Origin of the sequence: Amycolatopsis sp. NPDC049252 (assembly GCF_043197175.1) — a bacterium.
Lineage (GTDB): Bacteria > Actinomycetota > Actinomycetes > Mycobacteriales > Pseudonocardiaceae > Amycolatopsis.
The window spans coordinates 1-21,755 of sequence record NZ_JBICSQ010000113.1 but is presented as its reverse complement, the minus strand read 5'-3'; the positions used below and the strand labels follow the sequence as shown (position 1 = coordinate 21,755).

General features: G+C 72.9%; 19 protein-coding genes. 4 read left to right on the top strand and 15 right to left on the bottom strand.

Annotated features, from left to right (window positions below):
• The 3 genes from ACGFMK_RS45205 to ACGFMK_RS45195 form a co-directional block, all read right to left on the bottom strand.
• Positions 1-487, bottom strand: a 487-nt coding sequence (locus tag ACGFMK_RS45205; RefSeq protein WP_392776953.1) for an ATP-binding cassette domain-containing protein, incomplete at its 3' end; no start/stop codon positions are given.
• Between the two features lie 23 nt (positions 488-510).
• On the bottom strand, positions 511-1,203 hold the full coding sequence (locus ACGFMK_RS45200; RefSeq protein WP_392776950.1) for an ABC transporter ATP-binding protein: 693 nt from the start codon (positions 1,201-1,203) through the stop codon (positions 511-513).
• On the bottom strand, positions 1,196-3,778 hold the full coding sequence (locus tag ACGFMK_RS45195; RefSeq protein WP_392776947.1) for an FtsX-like permease family protein: 2,583 nt from the start codon (positions 3,776-3,778) through the stop codon (positions 1,196-1,198). The genes ACGFMK_RS45200 and ACGFMK_RS45195 overlap by 8 nt, the downstream gene beginning before the upstream one ends.
• 286 nt (positions 3,779-4,064) lie before the next feature.
• On the opposite strand from ACGFMK_RS45195, the gene ACGFMK_RS45190 reads away from it, so the two are divergent.
• On the top strand, positions 4,065-5,780 hold the full coding sequence (locus ACGFMK_RS45190) for a glycosyl hydrolase family 18 protein (protein ID WP_392776945.1): 1,716 nt from the start codon (positions 4,065-4,067) through the stop codon (positions 5,778-5,780).
• Between the two features lie 140 nt (positions 5,781-5,920).
• Positions 5,921-6,454: a carboxymuconolactone decarboxylase gene (locus tag ACGFMK_RS45185; protein WP_323328268.1), complete on the top strand. Its 534-nt coding sequence runs from the start codon at positions 5,921-5,923 to the stop codon at positions 6,452-6,454.
• A gap of 19 nt (positions 6,455-6,473) precedes the next feature.
• Here the strand turns inward: ACGFMK_RS45185 and ACGFMK_RS45180 are convergent, their stop codons facing one another.
• The 4 genes from ACGFMK_RS45180 to ACGFMK_RS45165 form a co-directional block, all read right to left on the bottom strand.
• Positions 6,474-7,334: a dioxygenase gene (locus ACGFMK_RS45180; protein ID WP_392776942.1), complete on the bottom strand. Its 861-nt coding sequence runs from the start codon at positions 7,332-7,334 to the stop codon at positions 6,474-6,476.
• Positions 7,335-7,345: 11 nt separating this feature from the next.
• The gene (locus tag ACGFMK_RS45175; protein WP_392776939.1) at positions 7,346-8,143 is read right to left on the bottom strand and encodes a citryl-CoA lyase; all 798 of its coding nucleotides are present in this window, start codon (positions 8,141-8,143) and stop codon (positions 7,346-7,348) included.
• On the bottom strand, positions 8,136-9,305 hold the full coding sequence (locus tag ACGFMK_RS45170) for a CaiB/BaiF CoA transferase family protein (RefSeq protein WP_392776936.1): 1,170 nt from the start codon (positions 9,303-9,305) through the stop codon (positions 8,136-8,138). Before ACGFMK_RS45170 ends, ACGFMK_RS45175 begins: the two co-directional genes overlap by 8 nt.
• Before the next feature lie 69 nt (positions 9,306-9,374).
• On the bottom strand, positions 9,375-10,181 hold the full coding sequence (locus tag ACGFMK_RS45165) for an IclR family transcriptional regulator C-terminal domain-containing protein (protein WP_392776933.1): 807 nt from the start codon (positions 10,179-10,181) through the stop codon (positions 9,375-9,377).
• A 149-nt stretch (positions 10,182-10,330) separates the two neighbouring features.
• On the opposite strand from ACGFMK_RS45165, the gene ACGFMK_RS45160 reads away from it, so the two are divergent.
• Complete coding sequence (locus tag ACGFMK_RS45160) at positions 10,331-11,764, top strand: amidohydrolase family protein (protein ID WP_392776930.1); 1,434 nt, start codon at positions 10,331-10,333, stop codon at positions 11,762-11,764.
• 85 nt (positions 11,765-11,849) lie between these two features.
• Here ACGFMK_RS45160 and ACGFMK_RS45155 read toward each other — a convergent pair whose 3' ends face one another.
• From ACGFMK_RS45155 to ACGFMK_RS45120, 8 genes are all read right to left on the bottom strand, one after another.
• Positions 11,850-12,401 (bottom strand): cysteine hydrolase family protein, encoded by a 552-nt coding sequence (locus ACGFMK_RS45155; RefSeq protein ID WP_392776928.1) that lies wholly within the window; start codon positions 12,399-12,401, stop codon positions 11,850-11,852.
• 11 nt (positions 12,402-12,412) lie between these two features.
• The gene (locus ACGFMK_RS45150; RefSeq protein WP_392776925.1) at positions 12,413-13,798 is read right to left on the bottom strand and encodes an MFS transporter; all 1,386 of its coding nucleotides are present in this window, start codon (positions 13,796-13,798) and stop codon (positions 12,413-12,415) included.
• A gap of 8 nt (positions 13,799-13,806) precedes the next feature.
• Positions 13,807-14,253, bottom strand: coding sequence for a MarR family winged helix-turn-helix transcriptional regulator (locus ACGFMK_RS45145; RefSeq protein WP_392776923.1), 447 nt, complete (start codon positions 14,251-14,253; stop codon positions 13,807-13,809).
• A 93-nt stretch (positions 14,254-14,346) separates the two neighbouring features.
• Positions 14,347-17,247: an AAA family ATPase gene (locus ACGFMK_RS45140; RefSeq protein WP_392776920.1), complete on the bottom strand. Its 2,901-nt coding sequence runs from the start codon at positions 17,245-17,247 to the stop codon at positions 14,347-14,349.
• Between the two features lie 68 nt (positions 17,248-17,315).
• Positions 17,316-17,489 (bottom strand): hypothetical protein, encoded by a 174-nt coding sequence (locus tag ACGFMK_RS45135; protein WP_392776917.1) that lies wholly within the window; start codon positions 17,487-17,489, stop codon positions 17,316-17,318.
• Positions 17,490-17,527: 38 nt separating this feature from the next.
• Entirely contained in the window at positions 17,528-17,704 is a 177-nt protein-coding gene (locus ACGFMK_RS45130; protein WP_392776915.1) for a hypothetical protein, read from the bottom strand.
• Between the two features lie 47 nt (positions 17,705-17,751).
• Positions 17,752-17,931 (bottom strand): hypothetical protein, encoded by a 180-nt coding sequence (locus ACGFMK_RS45125; protein ID WP_392776913.1) that lies wholly within the window; start codon positions 17,929-17,931, stop codon positions 17,752-17,754.
• Positions 17,932-17,968: 37 nt separating this feature from the next.
• Positions 17,969-20,830: a type 2 lanthipeptide synthetase LanM family protein gene (locus tag ACGFMK_RS45120; RefSeq protein WP_392776910.1), complete on the bottom strand. Its 2,862-nt coding sequence runs from the start codon at positions 20,828-20,830 to the stop codon at positions 17,969-17,971.
• 431 nt (positions 20,831-21,261) lie between these two features.
• On the opposite strand from ACGFMK_RS45120, the gene ACGFMK_RS45115 reads away from it, so the two are divergent.
• Positions 21,262-21,747, top strand: a complete 486-nt coding sequence (locus ACGFMK_RS45115; RefSeq protein WP_392776907.1) for a cobalamin B12-binding domain-containing protein — start codon at positions 21,262-21,264, stop codon at positions 21,745-21,747.
• Positions 21,748-21,755: the final 8 nt, after the last annotated feature.

Genomic DNA, 21,755 nt, shown 5'->3' with positions numbered 1-21,755 from the left:
CGGTGAGCAGGACGCGGGGCCGTCCGGCGACCGCGCGGGCCAGGGCCACCCGCTGCTGCTGCCCGAAGGACACCTCCAGGGGGTAGCGGTCGCCGAGGTCGCCGATGCCCAGGTCGTCGAGCAGTTCGGTGACGCGGTCCTGGATCGCCGTGCGGGACGGGCGGGGGATGTCGGAGCGCAGCCGCAGGGGCAGGGCGACGTTCTCGGCGATGGTCAGCTCGTTGGCCAGCCCGAGGGCCTGGGGCAGCACCGCGCAGGTGTGCCACGGCGGCGCGCCGCTGATCGGGACGCCGTCGAGGAGCACGCAGCCGGAGTCGGGGGAGTCGAACCCGCACAGCAGCGCCAGCAGCGCGCTCTTGCCGGACCCGGACCGGCCCGAGACGGTGACCAGTTCGCCGGCGGCGACGCGCAGTTCGAGGCCGCGCAGCACTTCGATGTCGCCGCTGGGGTGGGTGAAGCTGCGGCGCAGGCCGACGGCCTCCAGCATCGACGGGACGATCTCGTCGGTGGTCACGGCCGGGGCTCCCTTTCTTCGATGCCTTCGAGGGCGCCCTTGTGGAGGCGGGCGACGCGGGCGCCGAGGTCGATGAGGCGTTCGTCGTGGGAGGCCACCAGCACCGCGAAGTCCTGGTCCACCAGGTACTGGAGGGTGTCGAGCACCAGGTCGGCCGACGCTTCGTCGAGCTGGGACGTCGGTTCGTCGGCCAGGATCACCGTCGAGCGGGCCGCGAGCACGCACCCGAAGGCCAGCCGTTGCTGCTGGCCGCCCGAGAGCGCGGAGATCTTCCAGCCGCCGGTGCCGTGCAGGCCGAGCTGGGCGAGGATGTCGTCCGGCCGGCAGTCGGTCCCGGCCGACTCGGCGGCCGCACGCAGGTTGTCCGCGACCGACAGGTAGGCCAGCAGGTTGTCGGACGGGTTCTGGAACACCAGCCCCAGGTGGTGCCGCCGGAGCGCGCGGCGTTCGCGGTGCTTGAGCTTGCGGACGTCGGCGCCCTGGAACGTCAGGCTGCCGCGGGCGGGCTGCTCGAACAGCCCGAGCACGCGCAGCAGGGTGGACTTCCCGGAGCCGGACGGCCCGGCCAGCACGGTCATGCCGCGGGCCGGGACGTCGATGCTGACGTCGTCGACGCCGGTGACGATCCCGGCGGGCGTCTGGTAGTCGACGCCGATGCCGCGCAACTGGAAGATCGGTTTGTCAGGCACGGATCAGCTCCGCGGTCCGGGCGGTGCGCACCGAGCGCACCGCGATCCAGCCGGCCAGGCCCACCACGAGCACGCCCACGGCCAGCACGGCCAGCACGAACGGCAGCGGGTCCGGCAGTTCCGAGCGGGGCGCGAGGAACGTCGCGGGGTCGAAGCGTGGCACGGACAGGCCCGCGACGGAGATCCCGCACACCACCCCGACCACGATCGCGAGCCCGCTGAGCGCGCCCAGTTCCATGAGGTGGCTGGCCAGCAGCGTCCGTGGCCGCATGCCCATCCGCAGCACCAGGGCTCCGGCGAGGGCGTTCTGCCGTCGCCGGACCTCGACGGCCACCAGCAGGGCGAGGACGGCGACGACACTCAGCACCGCGCCGAGCAGCGCGACGAAGGAGAACGTCCAGGACACGACGAAGAACGGCAGGCTGTCCAGTGCGGTTTCGCGGCTGACGCGGTTCGGGATGTACACCCCGGCGGCCCGCAGCTCGGCGGTGGCGTCGGCCATCGGTGACGTCGTCAGCACGCTCCACTTGGGAATCCGGTCCAGCTGGGCGTGGCTGAGGGCGGTGCGGGAGATGACGTAGCCGGGCGAGGTGCCGATCATCGGGAACACCGGCAGGTCACCCACCGGCGCCGCGTCCGCCAGCCCGCCGGGCAGCTGCGCGGACTGCCCCGGCCGGTGCCCGACCCGGATCACCGGCGTGCCGCGCGGGTCGCGCTGGGAGATCCGCCGCAGCAGGCCGTCCAGGTCACCGGCCGGGATGCTGCCGACCGCGGCGCCCTGCCTGAACGTCGTGGGGTCGATCACCAGCACCACGCTGCCGGTGCCGGTCAGCTCGCCGACGACGGTGCTGGTGCCGGCCAGCGGCGCCGGCATCGGGACCGCGCCCATGCCGATCGGGCTGTCGGTGTCGAGGCGGGCGTCGCTGCCGACGAAGATCGCCGACTTCGTGTCGAGGGCGTCCTCTTGGCCGTTGGCGATGCCGATCCCGGTGGCGAGCGTGCCGATCGCGAGGGTGCCGATTACGAGCACCCCGGTCACCGGGGCGCGGGCGCCGGCCAGCCGCCGGATCGCCAGCTGCAGCGCGGGCCGGGACCAGAACCGGGCGCGGTGCGAGGCGCGCAGCGCGAGCCACGCCAGCCGCGCGGTCAGCAGCCCGACGGTGAGGACGACGAACACCGGGTAGGTCAGGGCCAGGGGGTCGATCTGGGGTAATGGATTTCCGAGGCGTGAGCCGCTGCTGTAGTGGGCCAGGCGGGTCCAGCCGAGCCAGGCCATGCCCGCGGTCGCGACCTCCCACGGGAAGTAGGCCAGCAGCCGCACCCGGTTGCCCTTGCGGCGCACCCGGCCGAGCTCGAACTCGCGGTGCGCCCGCAGGGCGACGACGAGGCCCAGCAGCGCCAGGGACACCAGCAGCACGGCCGCCGCGACGATGCCGGCGCGCAGTTCGGCGTCCGGGTCGGGGACGCCGGGTGGTCCGTAGACGCCGAGCAGGAGCCGGGCGGCGATCGCGCCGGCGACGCCGCCGAGCAGGATCGGCAGGCCGAGCTCGGCGATGGCGAGCCAGCCCAGCGCGCCGGGTCCGGCGCCGCGGGCGGAGAGCAGCCGCAGCTGGGCGTGGCGCCGCTGGTACCACTGCAGGGCGACGGAGCCGAGGCCCGCGCAGCCGACCAGCACGCTGATCACCGCGAGCGGGAGGATCGACACGAAGACGTTGTCCTGGGCCTGGTGGGCGATCGTGACCGACCGTTCGAACGTCGGGACGTCGGCGGCGACCAGGTTGCCGAGGCCCTGGGCGGTGAGGTCGGCCCGCACGTCGGCGACGAGGTCCTGGGAGCGTCGCAGCAGGTCTTCGGCCGCGCTGACGGTGGTGGGCGCCGGTTCGTAGAACGAGATGTGGAAGTACTGCATCGTGGTCAGGCCGACCGCGCGGATCGTGTCGTCGAAGGTGCGCTGGTCGGTGGCGAAGACGGTCGAGTCGACCGGGTCGTCGGCCAGCCGGTCGACCACCGCGCCGGACTGCTGCGAGCACCACCACCGCGGCGGCGGGTCGAGCAGGTCCTGGTAGATGCCGGTGACCGGGGGCAGCGCGGCGCCCTGGACGCTCGGGCGGGTGCCGACGCCGATGTGCTGGACGTCGGCCACGACGTTGCCCAGCCACAGGCCGGGGGCCCGGGTGCCCTGCTGCAGCGCCAGGTTGTCGAGGCCAACCTGGTCGCGGTAGCCGAAGCGGACCTTGTAGTGCGGGTCTCCGTTGAAGGTGATGCGCCGGACCACGCTCGTGTACTGGCCGACGACCGGGGCGCCGAAGCCGTGCGCGCCCGCGTGCCGCCGGACGGCGGCGGTCATCGCCGGGATGTCCTTCACCGGCATGTTGCCCTTGCCGAAGACCGGGCCGTAGGCGTCGGGGCAGACGATCCCGGTCTGGTACGCCACGGCCGCGCCGCCGGCCGCGGAGGCCTGCAGGACCGCGGCCGTACCGAGGAAACAGGCCAGCAGCGACGTCACCGCGGCCACGATCAGCGTCAGGGGGCTGGTGAGGGCGGCTCTCGGTGCCGCACGCCATGGCATGGTCACTCTGAGTTGTTCGATCTTCCCCCACGTCACCCGCATGGACGCGCACGCTACCGGGAGACCCCAGGAACCGGAACGTTTTTCTCCTGATCGTTGCTCACGGGGCGTGGTCGAAGGTGTCGAAAGAGACCGGCGCAAGGGGTGCCGCCATCCGGCCGGTTTAGTGGTCTAGACCTTGACTCCCGGATTGGTCTGATCCAATCCTGGGGACGACCCGCCGTGCGACGCCGCAGCACGGCTCCCCGCCGGCTTTGGAGCGCACGTGCGTCGACGCAGACCTTTCTCCCGATTGTCCGTTTCCCTTGCCCTGGCGGCGTTCTCGGCCGGTTCGCTGGTCGCCGCGGCCGGGACCGCCCAGGCCGCCACGCCGCTGCCCTCCCACGTCTTCGCCCCCTACTTCGAGGCGTGGACGGGGGAGAGCCCGGCCGCGCTCGCCCAGGCGTCCGGGGCCAAGCACCTGACGATGGCGTTCATCCAGGCCGCGACCAAGGGCTCGTGCACCGTCTACTGGAACGGTGACACCGGGATGCCGATCGCCAACGGCACCTTCGGCGCCGACATCGCCACCATCCGCTCCCGCGGCGGTGACGTCATCCCGTCCTTCGGTGGCTACACCGCCGACAACACCGGCACCGAGATCGCCGACAGCTGCACCAACGTCGACTCGATCGCCGCCGCCTACGAATCGGTGATCACCACCTACGACGTCCCGCGCCTCGACATGGACATCGAGGACAACTCGCTCACCAATTCAGCCGGTGTCGACCGGCGCAACAAGGCGATCAAGAAGGTCGAGGACTGGGCCGCCGCCTCCGGCCGGCCGCTGCAGATCTCCTACACCCTGCCCACGACCACCCAGGGCCTGGCCGACAGCGGCCTGGCCGTGCTGCGCAACGCCGTCACCAACGGCACCCGCGTCGACGTCGTCAACATGATGACCTTCGACTACTACGACAACGCCGCCCACGAGATGGCCACCGACACCCAGACCTCGGCGAACGGCCTGGTCTCCCAGCTCGCCGGCCTGTACCCGGGCAAGACCCAGGCCCAGCTGTGGGCCAGTGTCGGGATCACCGAGATGATCGGCGTCGACGACTTCGGCCCCGCCGAGACCTTCACCACCGCCGACGCGGCCACCGTCTACAACTGGGCCGTCTCCAAGGGCATCAACGAACTGTCCTTCTGGGCGCTGCAGCGGGACAACGGCGGCTGCCCGGGCGGGGCCGCGGCGGACAACTGCTCCGGCATCAGCCAGTCCCAGTGGTTCTTCAGCCACGCCTTCGAGCCGTTCACCGGCGGCACCACCGTGCCGGGCAACGACTTCTCCGTCGCCGCGAATCCGTCCTCGGCCGCGGTGAACCCGGGCGCCTCGACGGCCGCGACGATCAGCACCGCCGTGACGTCCGGCTCCGCCCAGCCGGTCACCCTCTCCGTCTCCGGCGCCCCCGCCGGGGTCACCGCGTCGGTCAGCCCCGGCTCGGTCACCGCCGGCGGCAGCGCGACGCTCTCGGTCGCCACGACCTCGGCCGCCGTCCCCGGCGTCTACCCGCTGACCGTGACCGGCGCCGGGACCTCCGGCAGCCACAGCGCCACCTTCACCCTCACCGTCAACGGCACCGTGCCGACCGGCTCGGTCGTCAACGGCGGGTTCGAGACCGGCGCGCTGAGCCCGTGGGTCGGCGCGGGCGACTCGGTCGTCGGCTCGCCGGCGCACTCGGGCAGCAAGGCACTGCAAGTGGCGGCCACGGCGTCGTCCACCGGTGAGGCCGCGCAGAACATCACGCTCGCGCCGAACCACGCCTACACCCTCAAGGCGTGGGTGCAGGGCAGCTACGCCTACCTCGGGGTCCGGGGCGGCGCGAACGCCAGCACCTGGACCTCGGCCAGTGGCTGGACGCAGCTGTCGGTGCCGTTCACGACCGGCGCGTCGGGAGCCGTGACGATCTACGTCCACGGCTGGTACGGCCAGGGGTCGGTGTACGCCGACGACTTCACCCTCGGCTGAGGAAGGACGGTCCCGGTCCACCCCGCACCTGCCCGCGGGGTGGACCGGGCCGTTCGGCCGTATCCCCGCTGCGCAAGGTGGAGGTTGGCCCGGGCACCGCGGCCCGAAAGACTGGATCTTCCGCCAGCGAGGAGGACCACATGCCGCACATCCCGCTCGACCCGGAGCTGCCCGGGATCCGGTCGCTGATGGCCTACCGGCCCGAGACCGCGGTCCCGCTCAACCTGTTGGCCCAGACGCTGCTGCGCGGGCCGAGCAGCCTGACGGTCGGCGAGCGCGAGCTGATCGCGGCGGTCGTGTCGAACGGCAACGAGTGCCGCTTCTGCCACGGCAGCCACGCCGCCGCGGCGGCCGAGACCCTCGACGGCGGCCGCGCGGTGGTCGACGCGGCGTGCGCCGGGGTCGACGACGCGCCGGTGTCGGAGAAGCTCAAGGCGCTGCTGCGGATCGCGCTGGCCGTGCGGGAGACCGGCCGCAACGTCACCGACGAGCTCGTCGCGGCGGCCCGCGCCCAGGACGCGACCGACCTCGAGCTGCACGACACCGTGCTGATCGCGGCCGCGTTCTGCATGTACAACCGCTACGTCGACGGGCTGGCCACGGTCGCCCCGGAGGACCCGGCCGCCTACGAGCAGATGGGCAAGGTCCTGGCCGCCGAGGGCTACGGCCGCTGATCCGCCTCCGGCGGCGGGCCTACGCGGGCTGCAGCACGAAGTCGTACCGGGCTTCGAGCCACGGCTCCGCGGAGTGCCCGCCGTCCGGGGTCGGCCCCGGTTCGCGGGTCTCGAACGTGACGACCAGCTCCTGCTTGGTGCCGAACACGACGTCGCTGTCGAGGTACTCGGCGCCCTCCTGGAACAGGTGCGTGATCAGCGGCTCGTAGCCGGCCGCGTTGATCAGGAAGTGCACGTGCGCCGGCCGGTAGTGGCTGATGTCGGTGCCGCTGATCAGCTCGCCGACCGGGCCGTCCATCGGGATCGAGTACCCCTTCGGCGCGATCGTGCGCAGGCAGTACGACCCGTCGGCGCGCGTGGCGTACTTCGCGCGCAACCGTGCCTCGTCGATGTCGGGGACCTGCGACTCGTAGGCGCCTTCCTCGTCGGCCTGCCAGACGTCGAGGATGGCGCCGCCGACGGGGGAGCCGTCGAGGCCGGTGACCGTGCCGGTGATGTACAGGGGCGCGCCCGGGAGGCCGTCGGACATGTCGCCACCGAAGTCCTTCTCCGGTGAGCCGTCGATGTGGAACGGGCCGAGCACCGTCGCCGGCGTGGCCTTGGCGTCGAAGGCGTGGTTCATCTGCACGACCAGCATGCTCAGGCCGAGCACGTCGGAAGCGAGGATGAACTCCTCGCGCTTTTCGTCGCTGATCTGCCCGGTCTCGGTGAGCCACTTCATCGCGGCCATCCACTCGGTCTCGCTCAGCCGCACCTCGCGGGCGAACGCGTGCAGGTGGCGCACGAGCGCGGACATCAGCTCCGCGGTTCGCGGGTCGTGCGCGCTCGCCCAGCGCCGCGCGGCGAGTTCGGTGATGTTGTCCTCGGTGACCAGCTGCATCGGCGTTCCTCTCAGGATTCCGGGTCCGGGGCGACGGACCGGTTGTTCAGGTCGACCGACAGGAAGATGTCGTTCGCGACGGGATGGCGCAGCTCCTCGGCGAGCTGCCCGATCAGCCCGGCCGTGCGGGCCAGCAGCGCGAACCCGCGCAGCAGCTCCAGCGGCAGGCCGAGGTCGGCGAGCGCGGCGCCGCAGACGCCCGCGCCGTTGAGCGGCAGCGTCTTGCCGAGCACCCGGGGGTGCACCCGGCCGATCGCCGCGAACAGCTCCAGGTGCGGGCCGCGCAGGCCCTCTTCGGCGGCGATCTCGAACAGCCGCGCCGTGCGCGGGTCGCCGTCCTTGTGCACGTGGTGCCCGAGCCCCGGCACGAACTTCCGTTGCGCCCGCATGCTTTCGACCGTTTTGAGGGCGAGTGCGTCCCACCCGGCCTCGTCGGTGGGCTGCGTCTCCGCTTCGGTGAGGACGTCGTGGAGGAACCGGCCGCAGTCTTCGGTGACGCCGAGGAACCGCGACCCGCCGCCGAGCAGGCCCGCGGCGAGCGCGCCCTGGACCGAGTCGGGCGCCGAAAGGTAGGTCAGGCGGGTGACGATCGCGGTCGGGGTGAACCCGTGGTCGGCGAGCGCGGCCAGCACCGCTTCGAAGACCCGGGTCTCGCCTTTCGACGGACGCCGTTGCGTGGCGAGCCAGAACGCCAGCTCCCCGAAGCCGACCTGGCCCATCACGTCCTGCGCGAGGTCCTGTCCGAGCAGGGTGATCTTGTCGCGGGTGGACGCACCGAGCGCGGTTTCGTAGACGGGCTGGTCAGCCATCGCCGTCCTCCCTCGGGGTGCTCAGCCACGCCCGCAGCTCGGCGCCGTGCTCGTCGAGCTCCGGCGGCGGCAGCCGGTAGCCGGCCGGCGTGGCGGAGAAGCGGATGGGGTGGCGGGTGGTCGGCACGGCACGGTCGCCCGCGCCGACCTCGACGATCGGGTCGAGGCCGAAGCGTTCGGCCATCGCGAAGCCGCCGTCGATGGTGTTGATCGGCCCGCACGGCACACCGACCTTGGTCAGCGCCTCGAACCACTCGACCGCGCCGCGGGTGGCGAGCCGCTCGATGAGGATCGGCCGGAGCTCTTCGCGGTTCTTGGTGCGGTCGGCGTTGCGCGCGAACCGTGGGTCGTCGGGAACGCCGGGCAGGTCCAGGACTTCGCAGAGCCGGCGGAACTGGCCGTCGTTGGCCGCGGCGACGATCAGGTCGTTGTCCGCGGTGGGCAGCGGCTCGTACGGGAAGACGCTGGGGTGGGCGTTGCCCATCCGGTACGGCACCACCCCGCCCGCGGCGTAGGCCGAGCTGTGGTTGACCAGCCCGGTCAGCGCCGAGGACAGCAGGTTGACTTCGACGTGCTGGCCTTCGCCGGTCGTGTCGCGGTGGCGCAGCGCGGCGAGGATGCCGATCACGGCGTGGTTGCCCGCCATCACGTCGAACACGGAGATCCCGGCCCGGTACGGCGGGCCGTCCGGGTCACCGGTGAGGCTCATCAGCCCGGAGATCGCCTGCACCATCAGGTCGTACCCCGGCACGTGCCGGCCCTCGCCCGAGCCGAACCCGCTGATCGACGCGTACACCGACCCCGGGTTGGCGGCCTGGACGCTCTCGTAGTCGAGGCCGTACTTGGCCAGCCCGCCCGGCTTGAAGTTCTCGATCAGGATGTCCGCACGCGCCGCCAGCTCGCGCGCGACCACCGCGTCGGCCGCTTCCCGCAGGTCCAGGGCGATGGACCGCTTCCCGCGGTTGATCCCCAGGTAGTAGGTCGAAACGTCACCGCGCACCGGCGGCATCCACGTGCGGGTCTCGTCACCCTGCGGGCCTTCGACCTTGACGACCTCGGCGCCCAGGTCGGCCAGCAGCATCGTGGCGTACGGCCCGGCGAGCACCCGGGAGAAGTCCGCGACCAGCAATCCGGTCAGCGGACCGGCCGCGTTGTTGTCCACCCGAGCCTCGCCTTCATGTCCGTCAGTCGGACGTGTGTCCGCCCAGTTTGGGGGAGCAGCTCACCGCGGTCAAGACGCCGGGACCGTCACGTGCGGGACGTCGGCCAGCCGCGCGAAGTCGGCGCTGATGTCCCCGGCGGCCTGCAGCAGCAGCGGCAGGTGGTGCTCCAGCAGCCGCTCGACCGGCGTCTCGGCGGCGTGGCAGTTGACGTTGACCCCGGCGATCACCCGGCCCGACCCGTCGCGCAGCGGCGCGGCGACCGACCGGATCCCCAGCGCGAGCTGCTCGTCGGTCAGCGCCCAGCCGCGGGCCCGGACCTCGCGCAGCTCGGCGTCGCGCTCGGCCCGGTCCGGCTGCCAGCGCGCGACCAGCCCGGAGCGGGTCGGCTCGGCCAGCACCGCGTCCAGCTCGTCCGGCGGCAGGGCGGCGAGCTGCACCTTGCCCAGCGACGTCGGCAGCGCCGGGAACCGGGTGCCGATCTGCACGGTGAGCCCCACGATCTTCGGCACCGCCACCCTCGCCACGTAGACGATGTCCGAGCCGTCGAGCTGGGCGATCGAGCACGACTCGTTCGTGCGCGCGACCAGCCGTTCCAGGTGCGGGCGGGCGACCTCCCACAGGCCGGCCGAGCGCACGTAGGCGACGCCGAGGTCGAGCACGCGGGGCGTCAGGGAGTAGCCCCGGCCGTCGGCGCGGACGTAACCGAGCTCTTCGAGGGTCAGCAGGATCCGCCGGGCGGTCGGGCGGGCCAGGTGTGCCGCCGTGGCCACCTCGGCCAGCGTCATCGCCTGCCGGTGCGGGCGGAACGCCGTGATGACCTCGAGCCCGCGCGCGAGCGCTTCGATGAAGTCGGGACCGGTTCCCTCGCGTGGCATCGCGACCTCCCTCTGGCATGGCACGGCCCTCACGGGCAGCGTAGCGGCGGGGATTGACACCGGCCCGGCACTGGGTAAAAGTGACTGCGCCCAGCCTGTGTCCGTCCAGCGGACGAGTGTACGCAGAAATGCGCAGAGAAGAGGCAGCGATGACGCAGCCCACCGACGGCAGACCCGTTCTCCTGCGGGGCGGCACGGTGCTGACCCTCGACGAAACCCGCCGGGTCCTCACCGGCACCGACGTCCTGGTCACCGGCGACCGGATCGCCGCGATCGGCCCCGCCCTGGAGGCCCCGCCGGGCGCGGTCGAGATCGACGCGGCGGGCGGGATCGTCATGCCGGGCATGATCGACACCCACCGGCACCTGTGGCAGACGGCGATGCGCGGCTACGGCGCCGACTGGACGCTGACCCAGTACTTCGTCTGGTACTACCTGGAGTGGGGCAAGATCTTCCGCCCCGAGGACATCCACGCCGGCAACCTGCTCGGCGCGTGGGAGGCCCTCGAAGCGGGCGTCACGACCACCGTGGACTGGTCACACGGCCTGCAGACGACCCAGCACGCCGACGCCGCGGCCGACGCCCTCGAGTCCGTGCCCGGCCGGTTCGTGCTGGCCTACGGCAACATCCAGGACGCGCCCGCGACGTGGACGGGAACGCCGGAGTTCCGCGACTTCGTCTCCCGCCGCACCGGCGGCGACCTCGGCTTCCAGCTCGCCTTCGACGTCACCGGCGACCCGGCGTTCCCGGAGAAGCCGGCCTTCGAGGTGGCGCGCGAGCTGGGCGTGCCGGTGACGACCCACGCGGGGGTCTGGGGAGCGACCGGCGACGACGGCATCCGCCTGATGTACGACAACGGCTTCATGACGCCGGAGACGGTCTACGTCCACAGCGCGTCCCTCTCGGCCGACTCCTACCACCGCATCGCGGCCACCGGCGGCTCGGTGTCGGTGTCGACCGAAAGCGAGCAGAGCGCCGGGCAGGGCTACCCGCCCACCTGGGCCCTGCGCGCCTACGGCATCCCGGTGTCGCTGTCGATGGACACGTCGGTCTGGTGGAGCGGCGACCTGTTCTCGGCGATGCGCTCCACCCTCGGCGCGGACCGCTCGCGCGAGCACCTGGAGGCCCACAAGCTCGGCGAGACGGTGACGCACGCGGCGTTGCGCGCGGAGCAGGTCGTCGAGTGGGCCACCCGGGGCGGCGCCACCGCTTTGGGTCGCTCAGGTGACTTGGGCAGCCTCGAGGTCGGCAAGAAGGCGGACGTGGTGCTGCTGAAGAACGACGCCTCGCCGGTGTCGTTCCCGCTGCTGAACCCCTACGGCCACGTGGCGTTCCAGGCCCAGCGGGCCGACGTCCACACGGTCCTGGTCGACGGCCGCATCGTGAAGCGCGACGGCCGGCTCGTCGGCGTGGACCTGCCATCGGTCCGCCGCGAGGTGGAGTCCACAGTGGACTACCTGCGCTCACAGCTGGGCGAGGAAGCGTGGCGGCAGGGGATGAACCCCGACGTCCCCGAGACGAAGGTGCTCGACAACCCGTACACCTACACCACCTACCAGAGCGACTCCACCCACGGCGGCTAGCCTCGCGCCCGAGATTCGCCGACAGTGGTCCGGCACGGCGGGCCGCCCCCGAGGCGCTCGTTCCAGCGTCGAACAACTTGCGACGCTAGGCGGCGAGGCTCTTCGCCCATTCCGCGACGGTGGTGACCTCGCCGCGGCGGGTGAAGACGTCGTTGATCAGCGTGTCGTGCAGGGCCGGGTCGCGGTCGGCGCAGGCGTCGGACAGCACGGTGACCGCGTAGTCGAGGTCGACGGCCTGCAACGCGGTGGACAGCACGACGCCGCTGGTGGCGATCCCGGCCAGCACCAGGTGGGTGATGTCCTGCGCGTCGAGGAGCTGCCGGAGGTTGTTGCCGGCGAAGGCGCTGACGCGGTTCTTGACCACGACGACCTCGCCGTCGGCGGGCGCGACGTCGTCGTGGATGGCGCCGTGGGGGTCGTCGGCGGTGAACAGGTGGCCGGGCAGGGAACCGAACATCCTGTTGCGCGGGTGGACGTCGACGTGGCCGTCGCGCAGCTGGACGGCGATGTGGATGACGGGGACCCCGGCGGCGCGGGCGGTCTCGAGCGTCTTGACGGCGCAGGGCAGGTAGTCGTCGGCCACGTGCGAGAGGTTGGCGCGCTGCAGATCCATCAGCAGCAGGGCGGTGCGGGACAAGGGGGTGCCTTTCAGTCGGTTCCCGGCGCGCGGACGCGGCCGAGGGTGCGGTCGAAGAGCGTGACGAGCAGGTAGAGCACGCCGGCGGCGAGCATCACCCAGGCCAGCTCGTGCATGCCGCCGGTGTCGGCGCGGTCGCCGAAGGAGATCGCGGTCGTGGCGGACGCGATCATCGAGCCGACGTAGGCGAAGGTGCGCAGCAGCCCGGCCGAGGACGCGGTGCGCTCGGGGTCGGCCTGGAAGTAGACGGCGTTCTGCAGGGCCAGGTTGTTCAGCCCCTGGGGGACACCGAAGATCAGCGCGACCAGCAGCAGCATCCACAGTGGACTCTCCCCGCCGAGGGTGAGCATCACCAGGCAGGCCGCGATCTGCCCGGCCGCGCCGACCAGGAGCTTGCCGCGCACGCCCCGGCGCCGCCCGGCCACGAGCGAGACGCCGATCGCCGTGACGAACATCGGGATCTGCACCAGCCCGGCGTGGAACGCCGAGAGCCCGAACCCTTCCTCGGTCCACTGGCTGAAACCGTAGAGGAACGAGTAGGCCACGACGTAGGCGACGACCGCGCGGGCGTAGGTCGCCAGCAACGGGGTGTTGCCACCCAGCACCCGCAGGTCGATGAACGGGCTCGCGGCCCGCAGCTCCCGCACCGCGAACGCGGCGCCCGCGGCGACGGTGATCACCAGCAGGTACCAGTTGCGCAGGTGCAGGTTCATCAGGAACAGCAGCAGCGACACCAGCATCGCGGCGAACAGGCCCATGCCGGGCAGGTCCAGCCGCACGGCCAGCTGCCCGCGCTCGGGTGACTCGCCGGTGTGCTTGGGCAGCCGGAGCAGTCCCAAGAGGACGGCCGCGGCCGCGAGCGGCACGTTGAGCGCGAACGTCGCCCGCCAGCCGCCCACCCCGATCAGCAACCCGCCCAGCAGCGGGCCGATGACGGCGATGGTCTGGTTGGCCACGGCCAGCGCGGTCAGCACCCCGTTGGGGTTGTCCTCACCTGTGCGCCGGGCCTCACTGCGCAGCAACGCCATCGAGGCGGGATAACCGGCGCAGGTCCCGAACCCGAGCAGGACCCGCGACGCGATCAGCACCTCCATGTTCGGCGCGAACGTGCCCAGCACCCCGGCCAGCCCGACGAGGGTGGTGCCGGCGAGGAACAGCCGCCGCGGGCCGAAGAGGTCGATGAGCCGCCCCAGCACCGGCTGGCCGAGCGAGGTGGCCAGGTACAGCGCGGACACCAGCCACGCCGTTTCCGACGGCGGCGCCCCCAGCGCCCGGCCGATCGGGATCAGCGCGACGGAGATGATCGTGGAGTTGATCGGGTTCAGCACCGAACCCAGCAGCATCGGTGGCAGCAGCCGCCGGTCGAACCTGGTCGCGGTCGAAGTCCGCTCACTCATCGGTCGGGTCAGTCATCGGTCAGCCTTTCCAGCACGTCCATGGCGGCGATCACCACCTGTCGTTCTTCTTCCGTGCACCGCTCCTGCAGTTGCCCGGCGAGCCATTCGCTCCGGGCCTGGCGTCCTTCCTCGACCCGCTTGAGCCCTTCGGTGGTCAGGCTGATCAGCACGCGCCGCCCGTCGTCGGGATCGGGGTTGCGCTCGATCAGCCCCAGTGCGGCGAGTGCGGCGAGCGTCGAGGTCATCGACTGGTGCCGGACCCCTTCGGCGGAGGCGAGCTGACTGGCCGTGACGCCCTGCCAACCGCTGAGGCGCGCGAGGACGGAGGCCTGGCCGAAGGTGAGGTCCTCGTCCTGCGCGGCGTTGAGGATGCGGCGGCGCAGCCGGCCGATGACGGTGCGGACCACCTGGGAGGCCTGGACGGAAGACGGCGCCAGGCGCAGGTTCTCGCTCACAATGTGCAGCTTAGGCTGCGCACTTGAAACTGTCCAGTTTTGGCTGCGCAATTTTCGGGCACGACGGAACCCTGCGACGGCGGGCGTCGGGGGCTACTTCGAGGCGTTCCGCGTGCTCGACGCGTATTCGGTGAGCGCAGTGCGGTTCTGCAGGTTCGACTTCGCCATCAGGCTCGCCACGTGCTTCTCCACCGTGCGCGGCGAGATGTGCAGGCGGCGGGCGATGTCCTTGTTGCCCATGTTGTCCGCCAGCAGCTGCAGCACCTCGTACTCCCGCACCGTCACCCCCGCCGAGCGCAGGTCGGCCGGAAGCCGGTCCGAGCCCTCGCGGCGCTGGCCCACCGGGGCGCCGATCTTGCGCAGCAGGCCCCGGCACGCACTCGCCACGGCCGAGATGCCGGCCTGGTGGAAGTACTCCTCGGCCTCCTTCAGCCACGTCACCGGGTCACCCCAGCCGTCGGCCGCGGCGGACTCGGCGACCATGCGCAGCCCGAGGTGCCGGCTGACCGGGAACGGCGCGGCGGTCTCGACGGCCCGCGCGAGCGCCGCGTCGGCGAGACCGGCCTCACCCGCGCGCCCGTGCCGGACCGCCTCGCCCAGCAACACGAACTGGCGGTTCCAGCGCATCCCGCTGACCGCGGCGCGGGGGCCGTCCGGATCGGTCTCCGTCCCGTCGAGCGCCTCGATCAGCAGCCGCAGCCCGTGCTGGCCCGCCAGGTGGAACCGGCTCGGCTGCTGCTCCTCGAGCGCCATGACCTGCGCCAGCTCCCGGCGCGCGCGGTCGGCGTCCTCTTCCAGCAGCGAACAGAACACCTGCGCCAGCCCGACACTCAGCACGAGCTCCTGCGCGCCGGCGCCGCCCTCCGCGCGGAAGTCCTCGAGCGCGCGTTCCATTCCCGGCCGGTCCGCCTGGTGCGCGGCCACCATCGCGCGCGTCATGTGCGTGTACTGCTGCAGGGCGACCAGCCGGAGCCGGCCGAGCACCGCGAGGTTCTCGCTCAGGATCGTCTCGGCCTGCGCGAACTCGCCCCGCATCACCGCGTGCACCGCGCGGCTCGCGTCGACCGCGCAGGTCAGCGTGATCGCCCCGGTGCGCTGGGCCTCCGCGCGGGCCAGGTCGAACGTGCGGACGTCGCCCTCGGCGAGCATCCGGTGCCCGCCGAGGCGGACGAGCACCTGGGTGCGCAGGTGCGTCAGCTGGTGCCGCTCGGCCATCCGCCGCGCCAGCTGCAGGTACCGCTCGGCCTCGGCCAGGTCGGTCTCCAGCGCCACCATGCCGAGGACCTGCAGCGCCTGGCACGACACGAACGGCACACCCGCGCGCTCGGCGACCTCCCACGCCTGCTCGGCCAGCTTCCGGGCCCGCTCGGTGTGCGCCGGACCCGGGATGTCGAGCCACAGCGACGCTTCGACGGCGTCGAGGCCGGCCTTCTGCTCTTCGGTGATCTCGCCGCCGAGCGGGGCGCGGGCCTGCTCGATCTGGTTGAGGCACTCGTCGTGCCGCCCGCCGATGTAGGCCGCCCACGCCAGCTGGATGTGCAGGTCCACCGCCCGTTCCAGCCGCCCGATCTCGGCGAAGCGGGCGGAGAACTCGACGGCCCGGTCGAACTGCCCGGTCTGCCCGAGCGCGTGCAGCAGGGATTCCAGGGCATCGGCCCGGTCGTCGGGGCCGGCCGTGGCCAGCAACTCGACGGCGCGGGTCAGCATCGTCACCGCCGTGTCGGCCGCGCCGCCGTCGAGCGCGCGGCGCCCGGCCTCGGCGTACAGCCGGCCGGCGCCGGGGTGGTCCATCGCGGTCAGCCGCAGCGCCGCGGCCAGCGCACACAGCTCACCGGGCAGGCCCGGGTGCAGCTGCTCGACGGCGTCGGCGGCCCGGCGTGCCAGGTTCGCCTTCGTCGAGGGCACGAGCCGGGCCAGCAGGGCCTCGGCGGTGAGCGGGTGGCGGAAGGCGTACCAGCCGGGGGTGGTCTCGTCGGTGGTGACCAGGTGCGCGGCGACACTGGCGCTGATGTGGTTGTGCAGCATGCGGTCGTCCATGTCGGTCACCGCCTGCACCACCGACAGCGGGAACCGCCGGCCCAGCACCGCGGCCACCGACAGCAGCGTCTCGCCGTCCGCGCCGAGCGCGTCGACCCGGGCGGCGATGCTGCTGATCAACGCCTCGGGCACCCGGGCCTGCAGCTCGCCGACCACCTGCCAGCCGGACGGCCCGCCGACGAGCAGGCCGTCGCCGAGCATGCCGTGCAGCAGCTCCTCGACGACGAACGGCACCCCTTCGCTGTTCTGCCACAACAGGTTCGCGACGGCGGCCGGGACCATGGCCGGTTCGGTCTCCAGGCAGGCGGCCGCGAACTCGCGGGTGCGCCCCGCGTCGAGACGGGTCAGCTCGAAGGTGTGGCTGGACGAGCGCTGCGCCGCCGCGGTCGCCAGGCGCAGCGCCTCACCCGGCTCGTTGCGCAGCGTGCCGATCAGCATCACCTGGCTGGAGGCCAGGTTGTCGACGAGGTATTCGACGATGAACAACGACTCGGCGTCGGCGTTGTGCAGGTCCTCCAGCACGATCAGGCAGCCGCCGTCGCGCCCGGCCACCGACAGCAGCCGGAACACCGCCTCGGCCAGCACGAGCAGGTTGCCGTTGTCGTGCGGCCGGTCACCGCGGTACCAGTCCGGCACGAGCCGGGCGAGCACCGGCACGAGCGGGTCGAGTTCGGGCGCCGAGGGCGGGAGGCCACCGCGGAAGTGCGACAGCAGCGCCTCGGCCAGCGGCCGGAACGGCACCATCGGGCCGATGGAACTGGCCCGGCCGCGCAGCACCGGCAGCCCGGTCGCCAGCGCCCGCGAAGCGATGTCGGCCGCGAGCCGGGACTTCCCGATTCCGCCCTCGCCGACAAGGAAGAAGGCCCCACCGTGGTCGGTGCGGGCCTCCTCCAAAGCCTGAGACAGGGCGTCGAGCTCCCTGTCGCGCCCGATCAGGCGCGTAGAACGGATGCCCATCGCGGTCACTATAACCGGACGGGACCCCTCCGGACGTAGGCCGAATTGCCCACGCCCGGAGCGTCTCACTATTCGGCGAAACCGCCCGTGACGACCGTGATGTCCATCGTCGTCAGGGAGTTCTGGCTCACGCGCGCCGCCTTGCCCGACAGGGCGTGGTTGCGGGCACCGGCGCGGGAGGTGCGGGGGAGGATCAAGTCGCCGATCGGGTTGTCCTGGCCGGCGAAGTCGTGCTCGGTCATGCGGGTGGCTCCACTCTCGGTAGTACTCGGGCGGGTCTCTACTGGGGAAAACCGACGGTGAACACGGGCGTGATGTCCAGCGTGCTCATGGCGTTCTGGCTCGGCCGCGCAGCCCGGCCGGACAGCGCGTGGTTGCGGGCACCGGACCGGGAGGTCCGGGGGAGCGTCAAGTCGCCGATCGGGTTGTCCTGGCCGGCGCAGTCCTGCTCGATCATGGTGTAACTCCGCTCTCGGTGGTTTTCGGGCGTGCGGGGCGGAAACTTCAGAGGGCGAACGTGCCGTTGGTGACGACGGTCGGGCTGCCGAACGTGTCCAAAGTGACCCCGGACAACCGGGGCCGCGTCCCGGCCAGCGCCTGGTTGCGCGCCCCGGAGCGGTTCGCGCGGGGGAGCACCAGGGCGCCGACGGTGGCTTCGACGGTCTCGGCGGTGATTTCGGGCATCGTGCGTTTCTCCTCGGGAGGGTGGGGTGGGAAAGGGTCAGCGAGTCGGTGGCTGCAGCAGCAGCGCGGACGGGACGCGCGGGCCGAAACCCAGGCGCAGCAGGCCGTAGCCGATCCCGGCCAGGCCGGTGAGCAGGCCCGGCGACGGCACGGCGTCCGGGGTGCCGCAGCGCGCGCCGTCCTGCTCGACGGCGGTCAGCAGCTGCCCGGTCCGGCGCTCCACGGCGGCCGCGGCCCCGGCGTGGCCGTGCTCCGCCAGGACGCCGAGAACGTCGGTGATGCCGGTTTCGCCGTGGCACAGGCTCAGGTCGCGTAGCGGGTCCTGGGCGGCCAGGCGCCGGACCTGCTCGTCGAGACCGCCCAGCACGTCGGGCTCGCCGGCGTAGGCGAGCACCTGCCCGGCCAGGCCGGAGCACCAGCCGTGGCCGGTCGCCGCGGTCGCCGGCGGCAGGGTCGCCGTCTCCCTCGGGTGCCCGAGCAGGGCCCAGTCGACGCCGGCCGCGCCGTGCGCGAACCCGGGGTCGGCCAGGTCGGGGTCGATGGACCGGCCGGCGAGCTCGGCGGCGTAGGCGTCGGCCAGCACGCTCGCGCTCTCCAGGCCGGTCTGGGTGGCGACCGACCGCAGCGCGACCAGGCCGCCGGCGAGACCGGTGGTGAACCGCGGCGACGTCGCCGGCGTCGCGGCCGGCATCACCGCGACGGTCCGGGCCGCCAGCTCCAGCAGGTCGGGGCGGTCGAGCAGCCGCGAGAGGCGGGCCAGGGCGTAGGCGACGCCGCCGAGCCCGAGCAGCCCGCCGCAGCCGGCCGCGTCCGCGAGCTCCGGGTCGGCTTCGAGCGTGGAAACCAGCCACGGCAGCCCGGAAAGCGCCTTCCCGGCCAGGTCGCGGTAGCGGTCGATGCCGGTCAGGTCCGCGAGCTGGGCCAGGAACAGCGCTACCCCGGAGTACCCCTCGCCGAGCCCGGCGCCCATCGGCAGCACGGTCCAGTACTTCTCGTCGACGAGCTCGAGCCCGACCCAGTTGACGCGCCCGGCCGCCGAGGACGCGCGGGCGATGATCGCGTCGGCGATCCCGCACGCGGCCGACAGCAGGTGCGCGGGTTCGGGACTCTTGCTCGGCAGCACGCCGTCGGTGACGCCGGTGCCCGCGTGGGTCTCCTCGGCCGGGCTGGTGGCCAGCGCGGCGGAGATCAGCCACTCCTGGTCACGCCGGTCGATCGTGGTCATCCCCGCGGTCTTCGCCAGCACCGACGCCAGCGGCGTCGTGGCGAGCAGCCCGGGCAGCCGCGTGCCTTCGGTGTCCTGCAGGTCGGCCGAACCCGGCTCGCCGGTGAACATCGGGACGTCGCCCGCCCACAGGTCGGTCAGCTCGGACTCGACCAGCGCGCGGCGGACGTCGTCGGTGCTGTCGTCGTGCAGCAGTGCGAAGGCGTCGTCGCGTGCGGCCGCGTCGGCCAGCAGCGACGGGTGCGTCGTCTCGTCGAGCATCCGGGCGTAGAAGCTGGTCGGACGGACCAGGATCCGGATCTGGTGCGCGGCGCAGCGGTCCAGCAGCGGCGCCAGCTCCGCCGCGCCGACGGCGATGGCGTCGTAGCCGGCACGGAACCCGGCCAGCAGGGCCGCGCCGTGTTCGGCCGGCTCGACGTCGACCCCGCCGAGGGTGGGCCGGTTGACACCGGCGCCGGGACCGCCGGGGACGCGGGCCAGCCGCATCCGGTCGGTGCCCGCGTCCAGCCAGTCGACGCGTTCGAGCGCCGGGGTCGTGACCCGCCCGCCGCCGAGGCCGGAGATGTCGACCGCGCCGTGCTCACCGACGATCATCTGCGGCAGCAGCATCGTGCGGTGCACCGAGCGGGCCAGCAGCGTCGAAGCCGGGTCCGCGTCCGGGTCTTCCGCGGCCAGCAGCGGCTGGAACAGCGTCTCGATGTCGATCAGCACCGGCTGGTCACCGGCGGCGATGATGTTCTCGAAGTGCACGTCGGTGCCGTCGAGGGCGTGCAGCAGGGCGAGCAGCACCCCCTGGCGGCGGTAGAACCGGTCGACCTCGGTGAGGTCCGCGCACGGCCGGTGCTCCACGAACCGGAGCCAGCCGTACCCGGGCCGGACCAGGACGTCGGCCGTCTGCAGCTCCAGGCCGGGAACGCGGGGGTTGAGCCACGCGACGACGTCGGAGAACGCGGCGTGCAGGCCCAGCGGCCGCGGCTTGTAGACGACCCGGGCGCCGCCGTCGAACCGGAGTTCGCGGACCGAGCGGCCGCGCTGGTGCGCGTCACCCGTGCCGCCGGTGATCTCGGCCAGCCGGCCGAGGTCGCCGGTGCCGGCGAGACCGGCCAGCGCGTCGCGGTCGGCGGTGTAGCGGCCGAGCAGCTCGGTGGCCGACTCGATCGCGTACAGCCCGGCCTGCGCGACGAGCCGCGCCAGCACCGGGTAGCGGTGCAGCAGGTCGGTCAGCCCGTCGGTGGTGCCGGCCTGGCGGACGAAGTCGGCGAAACGTTCTTCACCGGTCTCCCCGGTGAGACGGTCGGCCCGGCGGGCCCGGCCCAGCTCCAGCACCAGCGTGCGGGCGGCCAGCCCGGCGAGCTGGTGACCCAGCTGCGCGGCGCAGCCGTCCGCGACCGGCGCGACGTCGACGGCGGGCGCACCCGCTGCGGCGTCGGCGATCGCGGCGCGGACCGCGCCGACGAACGGGTGGAACACGGACGCGAACGCCGTGCGCCAGGTCGGGCCCGGGGCCGGCGCGGCGGGTGCCGCCGTCGCGAGCGCGGTCTCGGCGAAGTCGACCCACGCCGGGCGGCGGCCGCCGGACCGCCGCTCACGCGGGGTCAGGCCGGCCGCCCACCAGGTGGGCGGGAGCGTCGTCGTCGCCGGGTTCGGCTGCGGGGGAATCACGAGATCGAGCATGCCAGCGGGTGACCTGGGTTACATGGGGGTGCTACGCCCGCATTCCGGGTGGGTATGGGGGCGTTCTGGGGGCTCATGGGGGCACCGGCGGGGAAATCCCTGGTCGCGATTCCGCCGCATGGGCCGGACGGACGTGGCGGTTGCGCCGTTCGGCGGGCGGGCCGGACCGGGTTGTGGGCGGCCCACGCGCACCCGGCGGACGCCGTGCATCACCCACGTGGGGCACCCCGGCGCACCGGGTTCCGCACTCGCGCGCGCGGCCGCCACGCCCGCGCGCGAGGCGGCCATGGGGGCTCGCGGCGGCGCCGGAATGCGGGGTCGCGGCACCCATGTGCGCGGGCCGGGACGCGATGACTATTCGTCGTGAGAAGTTCGTGGCCAGCACCCGCCGCGCCGCGGACGTTCCCCGATCTCAAGGGAGCGAGCGCACGATGACCACCTTCCAGATCGAGCAGCACCCCGACCGGCCCGGCGTGGCCGGGCGGCGACCGCTCAAGTTCGTCCTCTCCAGCGTCCAGTCCGACTCGCACATGTGGAACCTCGTCGCCCTCCAGCTGATCATGGAGGAGATGGGACACGAGGTGGTCAACCTCGGCGCCTGCGTCCCGGTCGAGCGGCTGCTGGCCGCCTGCCGCGACGAGCGGCCGGACTGCCTGGTGATCAGCACCATCAACGGCCACGGCCACGTCGACGGCGCCCGGGTGATCTCCGCCCTGCGCGCCGACCCCGAGCTGACCGGGCTGCCCGCCGTCATCGGCGGCAAGCTCGGCGTCCGCGGCGACGCCAACCGCGAGCTGCAGGCCGAACTGCTGGCGCTGGGCTACGACGCGGTGTTCCACGTCGGTGCCGGCGACTCCGGCCAGGCGATCGAGTCCTTCCGCGAGTTCGTCGCCGCGAACGTCCGGACCTTGCGGTGAGCGCTGCC

Coding starts and splice junctions, on each gene's coding strand:
- ACGFMK_RS45175 (WP_392776939.1), bottom strand. CDS start 8,143: ATGGCTGACCAGCCCGTCTACGAAACCGCGCTCGGTGCGTCCACCCGC.
- ACGFMK_RS45160 (WP_392776930.1), top strand. CDS start 10,331: ATGACGCAGCCCACCGACGGCAGACCCGTTCTCCTGCGGGGCGGCACG.
- ACGFMK_RS45180 (WP_392776942.1), bottom strand. CDS start 7,334: ATGCAGCTGGTCACCGAGGACAACATCACCGAACTCGCCGCGCGGCGC.
- ACGFMK_RS45115 (WP_392776907.1), top strand. CDS start 21,262: ATGACCACCTTCCAGATCGAGCAGCACCCCGACCGGCCCGGCGTGGCC.
- ACGFMK_RS45140 (WP_392776920.1), bottom strand. CDS start 17,247: ATGGGCATCCGTTCTACGCGCCTGATCGGGCGCGACAGGGAGCTCGAC.
- ACGFMK_RS45185 (WP_323328268.1), top strand. CDS start 5,921: ATGCCGCACATCCCGCTCGACCCGGAGCTGCCCGGGATCCGGTCGCTG.
- ACGFMK_RS45120 (WP_392776910.1), bottom strand. CDS start 20,830: ATGCTCGATCTCGTGATTCCCCCGCAGCCGAACCCGGCGACGACGACG.
- ACGFMK_RS45150 (WP_392776925.1), bottom strand. CDS start 13,798: ATGAGTGAGCGGACTTCGACCGCGACCAGGTTCGACCGGCGGCTGCTG.
- ACGFMK_RS45165 (WP_392776933.1), bottom strand. CDS start 10,181: ATGCCACGCGAGGGAACCGGTCCCGACTTCATCGAAGCGCTCGCGCGC.
- ACGFMK_RS45130 (WP_392776915.1), bottom strand. CDS start 17,704: ATGATCGAGCAGGACTGCGCCGGCCAGGACAACCCGATCGGCGACTTG.
- ACGFMK_RS45135 (WP_392776917.1), bottom strand. CDS start 17,489: ATGACCGAGCACGACTTCGCCGGCCAGGACAACCCGATCGGCGACTTG.
- ACGFMK_RS45125 (WP_392776913.1), bottom strand. CDS start 17,931: ATGCCCGAAATCACCGCCGAGACCGTCGAAGCCACCGTCGGCGCCCTG.